The sequence below is a fragment of the Bacillota bacterium genome, from assembly GCA_023511455.1.
In the GTDB taxonomy this organism is placed as follows: domain Bacteria; phylum Armatimonadota; class HRBIN16; order HRBIN16; family HRBIN16; genus HRBIN16.
Map to the genome: position 1 here is coordinate 249,297 of JAIMBJ010000003.1, position 12,656 is coordinate 261,952.

A 12,656-nucleotide genomic window follows, 5' to 3' on the forward strand; every position below is an offset into this window, starting at 1 on the left:
ATCATTTACTCCACCGGCGGTAAGGAGGCAGGGTCGCGCCGCCGCACTTTAATCAGCCACCATCGCACCGCATCGTCCACGAGGGTGTGCATGATGGGGATATCCAGCAGGGTCAGCACCGTGCCCGCAATCAACCCGCCAATGATGACGGTGCCCAGCGGTTGATAGGCATCTATTCCGGTGGGCGGCGCGAAAGCCACTGGCGAGAGGGCGATGATGGTGGTGAGTGAAGTCATCAGGATGGGGCGCAATCGCTGCGGGCACGCCTGAATGACTGCTTTGTTGCGCGGGATGCCCTGGTCGCGATAGCGCATGATGAGGTCAATCAGCAGGATGGCGGTGGTGATGTCCATGCCGGTAAGCACGATGACCGCCATAATGGACACCGAGCTGAAGGCTTGCCCGGTTAGCCACAGGGCAAAGAACACGCCCGACAGTTCCAGCGGCAACGAGAACACCATCTGCGCCGGCTGGAGGAACCCCCGGAACTGCGCCACCAGCACCAGAAAGATGAACACCACTGCCAGCATCAACCCCTGAAGCAGTCGGCGGAAGCTGTCCATCATTTGCGTCATATCGCCGCGCACTTCGATGCCGTAACCGGGAGGCCAGTTGAGCTGCATCTGCGCCCGCATCATCACATCCATCGCCACGTCCATCGACGGGCGATTGCGCACCTGTTCCCCTTCGCGCCCTGGGGGCACATAGTCTGCCTTCCGGTAGTAACCCATGACGCTCACCACACGCCGGAAGTTGTCGCGTTCGATCAGGGTAGGGGTTTCGCGATACTCGACGCGGGCGACCGTTTTAAGAGGCACCTGTCTGCCGTCAGCGGTCGTGATGCTCAGCTGCTCGATATCGGAGGGGGAGAGGCGGTCTTTCTCATCATAGCGGATGAGGATGGTGGTTTGACGCTTGTTCTCCATGCGGAAGAACTCGGTAGTGAACCCTCCCCGCAACGCATAATATGCCTGCTCGGCGATTTCGGCAGGGGTCAGTCCCAACTCCGCCGCTCGACGGGCGTCCACCTGTATCTGATAGGTAGGCTTCTCCATCGCCCACGAGGTGGCGACCTGATAGATGTCGGGCACCTGAGTGCGGGCGATGTGCGCGACCTGCTCCGCCAGCATGGACACGATTTTCAAATCGGGTCCGTACACCAGCAACTGGATGGGAGCTGCGGAGGAGGCCATCACGTCAGACCCCATCTCTTTAATCTGCAGGCGGCGGATGCCCGGAATGGTGGCGGTTGCTTCCGCCACGATGCCGTCCATAATGGTCCAGATGTCGCGCTTGCGAGTGTCCTTATCGGTGAAGGTAAGCATGGCTACTGCGCCATTGGTCATGCCCATCGAGTAACCGTTAAAGTATGCCCCTGAGGTGTAGCCGGGTCCACCCTCGAAGCCAATCTCGATGGAGGCGTGCTGGATTTCGGGGTACTTCTCCATGATGCGTTCGATCTGACGCACCGCGCTCTCAGTGGCGGCGTAGGACGCACCGGGCTCCATCTCCAGCGTCATGTATGCCTGTCCCACGTCCGCCAGAGGCATCATCTCCGAGCCGATGAAATAGTAGAAACCAAAGCCGATGATGATGGTGGAGAAGATTCGGGCGAGGTTCGCAAAACGATTCTTGAGCATCCATTCGATCAACCGGCCATAACCCTGTTCGGTGCGGTCTAACAGGTTTTGGAATGGCTGCAGTATCTTTCGGTAGAGCCATGCTTGCCGTTCTCGCTGCACGGCGGGGTCATCGTGCGGCTTGAGCAGGTATGCCGCCATGAGTGCGGTCAGGGTCAGCGACACGAGGAAGGAAGCCAGTAGCCCGAAGATGAGCGGCCAGACCAGTCCCACGAACATCAGCTCGACGATGCCCCCGCAAAACAGCAGGGGCGTTAGCGCGAGGATGAGCATCAAGGTAGAGGCGGCCACCGCCAGGCGCACCTCGGTGATGCCGTCCACGGCGGCGGTCTTGGGGTCTTTGCCCATGCGCAGGTGTCGTTCCACGGCGTGCACATCGATAATAGCATCGTCCACCAAACGTCCGATAGAGATGAGCAGACCAATGAGGGTGCTGGAGTTGAGCGTCATGCCCATCGGGATGAGCGCGAGCAGCGCCATCGCGAGCGAGACGGGGATAGCGGTCATCGCGATGAGAGTTCCCCGCCAGTTGCCGAGAAATAGCAGCACAACGATGCCCGTCAGCAGAACCGCTAAACCCAGCTCTTCGAACATGTTACTCAACAGAACGCCGACAAACGCGCTGTTATCGTAGGCAATGCGGAACTTGAGGCCGGGGTAGTCGCGTTCGAGGCGTTCCACTTCGCGCATGACCGCGCGAATGACTCTGGGCGAAGAGGCTTCGGGCGACTGCAGTATGCTAATCTCAATGGCTTCATCCACCTTCGCCTGATTGCCGACGCGGTAGTAGTGATGATAGCCGCTACGCGGTTCGTAGAAGGTGTCCACCACCTTCGCCACGTCCTTGACGTAGACCACCCGTCCATTCACACCGGTCAGCGGGTAGTTGGCGATGGTATCGGCATCCCGCCCCAGCGTATCCAGGCGCACAATCTCTTCATCTGTGCCTGCTGTGAGCGCGCCCGCTGGTTTTGCCACATTGTGGGCGTCCAGTACGTCGCGCAGCTGCGTGATGGAGATGCCGTACGCCGCCAGCTTCTTGCGGTCCACAATCACCTGGATCTGTCGCCGATAACCGCCAAACACCTGTACGGTGAAGATGTCGGGGCTGACCGCCTTGAGACGGTTAGAAATCTCGTTGTCCGCCAGTTCACGCAGGCGTTTCATGTCCCAGCGGTGGTCGCCCGTCAGCGCAAGGGAGAGCACCGGCAGGTTCAGCGGGTCAATCTTCAGTACCCAGGAAGGCTTCAGGTTGGCACCGGTCATGGGCAGGTCGGCTTGAATGACGTTCAGCAATGCCTGCACTTCCACCAGCTTCTTGTCTATATCGGTGCCGTAGGGGAACTCCAGCGAGACAATGCTGAAGCCTTCCTGAGACGTGGAACGAATGTAGCGCACTCCCGGGATATTGATAAGCCGCTCCTCGGTCGGTTTGGAGATGTACATCTCCATTTCCTGGGCGCTCAGTCCGGGCATCATCGAGACAATTCCAATCATGGGACTTTGGACATACGGCATGAAGCGGCGGGGCATATAGAAGCCGATGGCGATAACAGCCAGGATCACCATCGCGGTGTAGAAGGCGATCACGACGTACGGATGCTCGATAGACCATCGCGAGATGTTGAACCCAGATGCCGCCGTTTGTGGGGAAGACGAGTTTCCTTCCTGCATCAGTGGGAGTGTCCTCCTCGCCTCGGCTCGAGCTTCATACCGCATTTAGGGCAGTCGCCCGGCTTGTCGGAGCGTACCTCGGGGTGCATGGAGCAGGTGTAGACGGTTTTCCCGTTGGCTGGGAGCGGAGCCTCCGACGTGTCTTGCTTGGCAGGGGAGTGCTGGTGCTGCATTTCGGGCATCTCGCCAGCGGGTTCGGGCAGGCGGACAGGTGCTTCAACACCCCATTCGACTGGGCTGACAGGGTCGCCTTCGTTGAGGTATTCGTGCCCCCGGTAAATGACCTCGTCGCCCTCCCGTAGCCCGGAACGAATCTCCACCCGCCTGTCGTCATTGTCGCCAAGCACCACGTTCACCCGATGTGCCGTGAACCTGCCCCCGCGCTCTTTGGGCACCAAATCCATCCCGCACTTGGGACATCTGTCCGGCTTTTCGGATTGCACCTCGGGGTGCATGACGCAGGTATAAGTGGTCTTTTTCCCCTCCTGCTGGTTTTGCCGGACCACCCAAACGAAGGGGTTGCCCTTCACGTCGCGCCCGATGGCGGATAGAGGAACAGTGATGGCACGGCGGGCTTTCCCTTTGGCAATCTCCATCACAAGGTATTGCCCGGGTAACAGACGACCATTGGGATTGGATACCAGTGCTTCGACGGTAACAGTTCGGCTGTCGGGGCTGGCTGCGGAAAACAGAGAGGTAACCCGCGCCTTCAGGCGGAAGCTGGGGTCGTTGGGCAGAGTGACGGTGACCGGGTTGCCGACGCGGATACTGGCGATGTCCGCCTCCGCAACGTTCGCCTGGAGGCGTACACGGTCGATAGTTTGCAGCTTGAATAGCACCGTGCCCGGCGTCACCAGCGTGCCCGGGCTGACGAGCCGTTCGGTAATCACGCCGGACACCGGGGCAGTGATGCGTGTGTAGCCAAACACGATGGACTCCGCCTGTTTGGCGGCGTTTGCCTGCCGGTGCATGGCGGAGGCGCGCATCCACTGGGCGCGGGCTGTTTCGAGTGCCGCCTGTGCCCGCTGCACACCTGCCTGCATGGCTTGCGCTTCCCGTTGCGCCTGCAGGTACTGCGCCTGCGCCGACTGCACCATCGCCTGTGCTTGTTTGATACGCAGATCTGCTTTATTGAGGCGCAGTTGCGCCTGGTTCAGCTCTGCCAGGGCGCGAGCCGCCTCCGCTTGCGTGCGTTGGCGTTCTTCGAGCGAGATAGCGCCCGCCCGCAGCAATCGTTCGGCGCGAGTATCCTCTGCCTGCCAGTAGGCTCGGTTTGCTCGCGCGGCATCCAGCTCTGCAGCCATCTCCTCGCGCTCGGTACGGGCGATTTCCATCTCCTGTTGTGCAAAGGCCAGCTCCTGTTGTGCCTTTTGCACCATCGCCTCAGCCGCGTCGCGCTGGCGTTGCATCTGACGCAGCTCTTCCTGCGCCTGCTGGACAGTCTTTTGCATCGCCTCGCGCTCGTAGAGGGCGACTGTCTCCGCCGCCTCCGCTTCCTGCAAACGGGCCGAACGCTCGCGCGTGTCCAGCTGAGCCAGCAATTGCCTTGCCTGCACGCGGTCACCGGGGTAGACTTTCGTCTCCACCAGCCAGCCTTCCGTGCGTGCGACCACTGATGTATCGTTATAGGCGACAACCGTGCCAGTGTAGGTGACGGTGGGCGTGAACAGGGAGAACCGCGCCTTCTCCGTCGCCACCGGCGCGGCGCCGACGGGCGTCGCCGTCTGAGACATGTCCATCGCCTGCGCCTCGATGACCGTCATCGAGCCAGGCGGACGTCTGGTGCGCACGACGTAGTGCGTGACCACATAAAGCACAAGCAGAAACAGTAGTGTACCCCAGTGCTTTTGAACGAAGTGCAGGAGCGTCCTCACGGTTGCCTCCTAGTGCGAGTGGTCTCCGTGGCGCGTGGGGGACGTGCTGGCCGGCCTGCTTGCCTGCTTGACGTACTTTTCGGGGTTCTTTGTGAACTCCGGCTTGCACTTCGGGCAGCAGAAGTAGTAGGTTCGCCCTTTGTAGGTGGCGGTTTGTGCTTTGCCCGGGTCCTTGACCGTTTCACCGCCCACCGGACATTTTACGACCTGTTTTGGAGCGTACTTAGCGGGGTTGCTGTTGAACTCGCTCACGCACCGTCGGCAGCAGAGGTAGATGGTCCTTCCTTCATACTGCACGCTGGGCGCCTTCTTCAGGTCCTTCACCGCTTCCCCCGACACGGGGCAGGTCAGCCCACTCGTTGCCGCAGGCTTCTGCGGTCCGGCAAATGCCGCTGCCGCAAACAGCGCGACGAGCAAGGTGATTCCGAACGTTCGCATGATGCATCCTCCTCGCAGGTGATTTGCCATTACTACGGAATAATACGCAAGACAAAACCTGTACGATTCCATTTTACTACAGCTAATAGAAAAATGCGAGGCACTTACAAGATGATCGTAGCTTTGATTCTGAAGAGACCAGGGCGCACCGAAGACTACTTCGCAGGCAGGATGACCTCGATGGCGGCAGGGTACACCCGAAACTCGGCGGGTGTGGTGCCCATCACGTCGCCATCTACCAGCACAGGCGCTGGCGGGGTGCTTTCCACCTGTACCCTCTGAGCCTTTCGCATCAGAAAGCGGGGATGAAAGATGTGAGTGCCGCTGTAAACGCGCGGGAAGACGCGAAGGAACTCCAGTTTGCTGACCACCTGAGCGATGCACACATCCAGCAAGCCATCATCTATCTGTGCATAGGGGGCAATGCGCATCCCAGCACCATACGATTGGGTATTGGCTACCGTGCATAACAGGGCGCGCAGATGAACCTCCTCGTCGTCCATTGTGATTCGCATGTGTGGGGGCTTGAAAGTGATAATGGTGTGGACAACTGCTGCGATATAGGCGGCAGTGCCGCTGAGGAAACGGAACCCGCGGTTTACCCGCTCTGCTACCGCAGCGTCAAAACCGCATCCTGCGATATTGATGAAATACCTGCCGTTTACCCAGCCGAGGTCTACGCGGCGCGGTTTGCCGGTGAAAAGGTTCTCGACCGCCGTCTGCAGATTCTCACTAATGCCTGTGCAGCGGGCAAAGTCGTTCCCGGTGCCCAGCGGCAGGATACCCAGCCGAGCGGGCGTACCCACGATGCCATTCGCCACCTCGCCGCAGGTACCGTCGCCACCGGCAGCCACCACCAGTGACGCTCCCTCCTCTGCCGCCTGCCTTGCCAGTTCGGTGGCTTGCCCGACTCGAGTGGTGCTTACCATGCGCCATTTCATCCCGGTGTGGCTGCTTGCCTGTTGCAGAAGGCTCTCCAGAGTCTGCTGATGGCGCATGGCGCGATATCGCCCGGCAGCGGGGTTCAGTATAACCACCATATCCGCAGGTGTCATACTGATGCTTACGCCCTGCGGGATATTTCCTCCTTCTGTAGAAGGGAACACGCGATGTGGTGACGAAAGTTGCAGGCGAGCAATGGAATGATGTTTTGGGGTATCCTGCAGAAAGGTCTTGTGGACACATCAGTGCGAGGAGGCAACAGGAAATTCGTTGAGAGTGCTGTTTCTCGGTACAGCGGCAGCAGAAGGCGTGCCGGGGCTGTTTTGTGGATGTGAGGTGTGTCGTATTGCGCGTGAGCGAGGTGGTAAGGACCTGCGTACGCGCAGCTCCATATTCATCGATAACACCCTGAAGATTGACCTGCCGCCGGATACATTGCACCACGTGCTGGCTTACCGTTTAGACCTGTCGCGGTTGCAGCATCTTCTCATCACACATACCCATGAGGACCATCTCGCACTACATGAGCTGACCTACCTGCTACCGGCTTTTGCCCGTCGCGACTTGCCTCTGACGATTTACGGCAGCGATGGACTGGCGCGTGCGCTGAGCTACGCCTCGGACGAGGTGCGCAGTGCACTGGACGTGCGGGTGCTCCAGCCCTTCGCCCCATACGAGGTAGACCGTTACACGGCGATATCTGTACTGGCACACCACCGCGAGGACGAGCAGTGTTTCAACTACATTGTCTCCGATGGCGAGAAAACGCTGCTGTATATGTGCGATACAGGCTGGTATCGCGATGCGACATGGCGTTGTCTGTCGGGGGTGCGTCTGGATGCGGTGATTGCGGAATGCACGAAAGCGTTTGTGGAGGCACCTTACGATACGCACCTGGGGCTAAGTGAAGTGCTTCAACTGAAGGCTCGCCTGCTGTCCATGGGGACGGCGCACGCCAACACGCGCTGGGCAGTTACTCATTTTTCGCACAACGGCAAACCGCTGCACGAGGAACTGGAAGCCTTCTGCCGACCGCACGGAATAGAGGTTGCGTACGACGGATGGGAGATGGCACTCTAGGACGCAGAGATGCGTAAGGATAATATGCAGTGTTGCCGAGTAAAAAGCAGGATGTTGGATGGCGCAGCCAGTAACGAAAAGAACGGTGTGAGCGTCTAAAGAACGCGCAGCAGGAGGGAAATTGGTGCATGGCGAAAAGGAATAAACACACGCTCCGTCGCATTTATACTGGGAGGGAAATCGTTGACAGCCCCCTGGCGACCTGCTACAATAGGTTGCACAGGGGAGGAGGAGATTAAGGAATGGCACGTGCCCGAAAAGTGACAGGACCCATCGTGGGGTTGGATGTAGGCACCACCCTGATGAAGGTGGCAGAGGTACGTCCTACTAAAGAGGGTGTGCAGATTAACGCGGTAGGCGTCGCTCCGACACCGGAAGGGGTGATTGACGAAAGCGGCTATATCCAGGACCCGCAGGCTCTTGGTCAAGCCATTCGGCAATTGCTCACCCAGGCAGGCATTGCTACCAAGCAGGTAGTTACCTCGGTGCCGGGACAAAGCGGGCTGGTCGTGCGCGTGATCGAAATGCCCAAGATGACCCCCGCTGAGCTGGACAAGTCGATGGCATGGGAGGTGGAGAGACACATTCCCTTTGCCGCTCAGGGCGATGTAGTGACGGACTATGCGGTGATAGAACGCCCCGATTCCGACCCCAATGACCCCAACATGGAGGTACTGCTTGCCGCGGCACAGCAGGACGTGGTGGATGCTGTCGTCAAGGCGCTGTTTGCCGCTCAGCTCGACCCCGTAGCCATCGATGTTCAGGTGCTGGCGACCGCTCGCACCATTATCGGTCTGCAACCCGAAAAGTATCAGGACAAAACAGTAGTGCTTCTCAATGTGGGGGCAACTGCCACCGATATGGGGGTATTTGCGGGCAAAGTATTGCGTCTGCCGCGCACCATTCCCATCGCGGGTAACCACTTCACTCAGGCCATCGTGGATTCGCTGGCGTATCGGGTGGAGGGTACCGACCCGCGGGAGCGTTTTGCTCACGCAGAGAAACTGAAGCGGGAATACGCGGCGGTACTGCTGGAGCGGCTTGGTCCATCTGGAGCGGCTCCTACGTACGGAACCGAGTTTGGTGCGCCCACAGGCATGATTGACTTCTCGCAGCCGCCCTCGGCTGGTATGGTGGACTTCTCATCGGGTTTTGGGGAGCCAACCTTTGATGTGGAAGAGGAAAAGCCAGCCGAACCTTCGCAGGAGCAACCTGCAGAGCCTGCAACCCCTGCTCCCGTAGAGCCGGAGGAAACAGACCCCCTGCGTATCGAAGTGTTTGACGCGATTGCTCCTGTTCTGGGAGACTTTCTTGCGGAAGTGCGCCGTTCGCTGGAGTTCTACCGGGGACGGGTGCAGGGTGCGCGCATTGATGAAATCGTGCTGTGCGGTGGCACAGCCCGGATGAAGAACCTGGACAAGTTTTTGGCACAGGAGCTGGGCATACCGGTCAGCGTCGCAGACCCGTTGACCCATCAGGAGGCTCTGGTGCGCCGTTACACCATGCCCTATCTGCAAGAGGTGGCGCCGCTACTGCCGGTCGCCATTGGCTTGGCAATCCGGGATATGATTGACTAGGCATCCGGAGGGAGTGAACCATGTTGAAATTGAACCTGTTACCATCCAACATCTACGAACCGCGTAAAAAGCGAGCGTGGTTTGCGGTGTTCGTGGTGGTATGGCTCGCCTTGGCGGGGGGGCTGATTGCCTGGCAGCTGAGCCTTGTCAACCTCAAGTCGCAAAAGTCGGAAGAACTGCAGCAGCAAGAGGCTATCGTCAGGCAGGTGGAGCAAACCGAACAGGAAGCGCGAAATACCAAAGCGCTGGTGGCTCCGCTGCTCACCCGCGCGCAGCTGGCCGACGAGATATTTCGCGCCAACAAGCAGTACCCCAAGCTGTATCGTGAGGTGCGCCGGTGGACCATCGACAGCGTGCGATACGGCAGTTTGGGCGTGGCACAGGGGATAACCCTGCAGGCACAGGCAGTTACCCGCGACCTGGACGAAATGGCTCGCTACCTGCAGGTGATGCTGCAGTGCCCGCTGTTTACCGGCGTGAGCATCTCGTGGAGCGCTGCAGGCGGCGCCACCACCGGCACTGCTGCCCGTCCGGGCGGTTTCGGCGGTATGGGCGGGCCGCCCTTCGGAGGAGCCTATGGTGCACCCACGACGCCTTACGCGGGAATGTATGGCGCTCCTACCGGAGTACCGGGTACGCCAGGTGGATTGCCCGGTGCGGCGGCCAGCAGCACGGCGCAACAAGCCCAGCAGGGTGTCGTGTTTACGGTGGTGGCAACCCTGCGTGAGCCGCTGATAAATCAGGTTCAGCAACTGGTGCAGCAGCTCATGGCCTCGTTGGGTGGCGTCGGCGTGCCGGGCATGACTGGCGGCATGGGCGCGGGCATGGGATTGCCAGGCGCTCCCATGATGGGTCCCCCCGGCATGACGGGTCCGATGATGGGACCGCCTATGATGGGCCCCACAGGAGGCTCCAGACCACCGATGATGGGCGCACCGACCATGGGCGCTCCGGGAATGGCAGGCCCGATGGGTGCTCCACCCGGTATGGGTGGACCTGCAGCTGGGCGTGGTATGATTGTGGACTAAGGAGGGGCAGGGGATGCTTTCGAAGCTCACTTTGCAAAACGTAGTTGTGATAGGCATCGTGGTGGCGGTGGTCATCGCGTCGGGCATCTTCTTCGTGCTGATACGCCCCACGCAGGCTGAAATCAAGAACCTGGACACGCAGATAGAGGCTGCCAGCCAGCGGGCGGCACAACTCCCTGCGGCAAAGAAGCAGCTGGAAGATGCCAAGAAAGAGGTGGAAGAGGCACGGCTGAAGTGGGCGCGATATGAGCGTTCCAAAATGCCGGATATCGACATGACCGACCGCCTGAAAGCGGCTCTGGCTTACTGGAAGGAACCGGAAAGAACGGCAAAGGTTCTTCAGGATTTCGTATCCAGGTCTCAGGACGTTATTTTCCTGGGAGGTTTTGCTATCGGCATCCCGACCACGGACCCGAACCAGCTTCCCTGGCCGATATGGATTGTTCCCCTGGGGACGTTTCAGGTGCAGGGAGACTTCGAGAGCATCCTGCGCCATGTGGAGAGGTGGAACAACGCCCCTCGTCTGGTACTGGTGGACGGTTTACAACTGAGCGGTGTCAGCCCTCAGCTGATTGGGCAGTACACAGCCACGCTGTTCATTCTGCCTCGCGCAAAGAACGACCAGCCCGGGGCAACACTGCCCTCGGCGGGCGGCGCGCCTGGAATGGGCGGATTTGCTGGAATGGGCGCTATGGGCTTCGGTGGCAGAATGACCGCCCCCGGTATGCCCGGACCGATGATGGGCGCGCCGACGATGGGAGCTCCGATGATGGGCGCCCCAACGATGGGATCTCCAATGGTTCCCGGAGCACCCGGGGGCATGTCGCGACCGCCTGTGGGTGGCGGTGCTGGCGTGACGGGACCAGCTCTGGGTGGCGGAGCGGGAGTTCCAGGAGTGGAAGAGTACTAAAGGAGGCTTGAGGGACGATGCAACAGTGGCTCAACGACCCTAAGAACAAACCGATCGTTATCGGCGGTGCGGTGGCGGTGTTGCTGATTGTGGCAGTCGCGCTCTTCCTGCTGATGGGCGGTGGCGGACAACAGACCGCTGGAACTACGCCGACCGGTAGCGCGTCCCGCGTTGAAACACTGGAGGACCAGCCTCCCGCAATGGGCCCCACAGCCGGACCCATGGGACCTATGGGCGGACCTATGGCGGGTGGAATGGGCTACGGAACCAGAGGCGCTCCGCAGCAGGTTGCAGAAGCACCCAGGGAAGGAAAGCCGCCCTCGAAGTACCGCGTGGACCCGTTCAAGCCTTTGCCCTGGGAAGCAGACGTGAGCAAGCCTCCGATACTGTCGGTGGTTCCGTCGGTACGTCTGCAGCCGGTGCCCACGGCGAAACCGCGCAGTGAAGAAGAGGAAGACGTGCTGCCACCCCAGCCCTACCGTCGAGTGGCTGGCATTATGTGGGGACAAAGCGTGGCAGCGATTATTGAGACGCAAGGTGACCTGCCTCGTGTGGTGAAGCCGGGCGATACGATTGACGGTTTGCGAGTAGCCCGCATCGAACCGGGTCAGGTCGTGCTCTCTACGCTGGGAAAGAAGCCCCAGGAGATATCTGTCAAACTGGGTGCTCCGATTACACCGGTGCAACGTGCCTTCCCCGGAGTCGGTGGCGTGCCTGGTGGTGTTCCCGGTATGCCGGGTGTGCCAGGGGGTGGTGCCCCTGGTGGTGCAGGACTTTTGGAAGAATACTAACCAAAGTCAATCCTTCTGCCGTCCAACTTTTTTCGGAAAGTGAAGAGGGGAGAAGGAGTTCCGGGATAGTAAGCGAAACCATTTGAGGAGGTTTATCTTCATGCATCGAGCTTTGCGAATCGCGGCGTGCCTTTTGGTGCTCGTTGGCGTTACTGTGTCTGCAGTGGCACAGGAACCGACTTCGGGTGGTGGACCAAGAGTGACGCTGAACCTGGAGAGCGCCAGCATTGCGGATGCTCTCAAACTGCTGTTCCGAGCCACAGGCTATAACTACACGCTGGACGAGTCGGTGGTTCAGGGCTATGTCACGGTATCGCTGAAGGATGTCACTTTCGAGACCGCCTTGCGGACCGTGCTTCGCGCGGCTAACCCGCCGCTGACCTACCGTGTGGATGGTGGCGTGTACATCATCTCGCCGAGAGTAGAGACCTTTGATACCTCTGGGCAGGACCTGCAGCAGGTCGAGGAACCCTCCCTGCCACAGGTGCGGACGGAAAAGATTACGTTACAGCACCTGGACTCGCTGGCGATTGCCCAGATACTGGGTGGCGGCGCCGTTTCGCTGAACCAGACGGGCTGGACGTATAGCGGTGGCGGCTACGGTGGCGGCTATGGTGGCTTCGGCGGTGGCTTTGGAGGCGGCTATGGTGGCTTCGGCGATGGCTACGGGGGCGGCTTTGGCGGCTACGGTGGCGGCTGGGG

10 protein-coding genes are annotated in these 12,656 nt (G+C 60.0%); 6 read left to right on the top strand and 4 right to left on the bottom strand.

The features are described 5' to 3' along the window. Nucleotides 1–5: 5 nt before the first annotated feature. From K6U75_03635 to K6U75_03650, 4 genes are all read right to left on the bottom strand, one after another. Nucleotides 6–3,314: an efflux RND transporter permease subunit gene (locus tag K6U75_03635; protein ID MCL6474132.1), complete on the bottom strand. Its 3,309-nt coding sequence runs from the start codon at nt 3,312–3,314 to the stop codon at nt 6–8. Further along, entirely contained in the window at nt 3,314–5,188 is a 1,875-nt protein-coding gene (locus tag K6U75_03640; protein ID MCL6474133.1) for an efflux RND transporter periplasmic adaptor subunit, read from the bottom strand. Before K6U75_03640 ends, K6U75_03635 begins: the two co-directional genes overlap by 1 nt. A 9-nt stretch (nt 5,189–5,197) precedes the next feature. Further along, complete coding sequence (locus K6U75_03645; GenBank protein ID MCL6474134.1) at nt 5,198–5,626, bottom strand: YHS domain-containing protein; 429 nt, start codon at nt 5,624–5,626, stop codon at nt 5,198–5,200. A 155-nt stretch (nt 5,627–5,781) separates the two neighbouring features. Then, nucleotides 5,782–6,681, bottom strand: coding sequence for a diacylglycerol kinase family lipid kinase (locus K6U75_03650; GenBank protein MCL6474135.1), 900 nt, complete (start codon nt 6,679–6,681; stop codon nt 5,782–5,784). A 157-nt stretch (nt 6,682–6,838) separates the two neighbouring features. Here K6U75_03650 and K6U75_03655 point away from each other — a divergent pair, with 157 nt between their 5' ends. The 6 genes from K6U75_03655 to K6U75_03680 form a co-directional block, all read left to right on the top strand. After that, on the top strand, nt 6,839–7,648 hold the full coding sequence (locus K6U75_03655) for a hypothetical protein (protein MCL6474136.1): 810 nt from the start codon (nt 6,839–6,841) through the stop codon (nt 7,646–7,648). Nucleotides 7,649–7,890: 242 nt separating this feature from the next. After that, on the top strand, nt 7,891–9,225 hold the full coding sequence (gene pilM, locus K6U75_03660; protein ID MCL6474137.1) for a type IV pilus assembly protein PilM: 1,335 nt from the start codon (nt 7,891–7,893) through the stop codon (nt 9,223–9,225). Nucleotides 9,226–9,245: 20 nt separating this feature from the next. Beyond that, a complete protein-coding gene (locus tag K6U75_03665) occupies nt 9,246–10,253 on the top strand; it encodes a hypothetical protein (GenBank protein ID MCL6474138.1) in 1,008 nt (335 codons plus the stop codon). Nucleotides 10,254–10,266: 13 nt separating this feature from the next. Then, the gene (locus tag K6U75_03670; GenBank protein ID MCL6474139.1) at nt 10,267–11,163 is read left to right on the top strand and encodes a hypothetical protein; all 897 of its coding nucleotides are present in this window, start codon (nt 10,267–10,269) and stop codon (nt 11,161–11,163) included. Between the two features lie 17 nt (nt 11,164–11,180). Continuing rightward, nucleotides 11,181–11,954: a hypothetical protein gene (locus K6U75_03675; protein ID MCL6474140.1), complete on the top strand. Its 774-nt coding sequence runs from the start codon at nt 11,181–11,183 to the stop codon at nt 11,952–11,954. A gap of 100 nt (nt 11,955–12,054) precedes the next feature. Continuing rightward, nucleotides 12,055–12,656, top strand: a 602-nt coding sequence (locus tag K6U75_03680; protein MCL6474141.1) for a hypothetical protein, incomplete at its 3' end; no start/stop codon positions are given.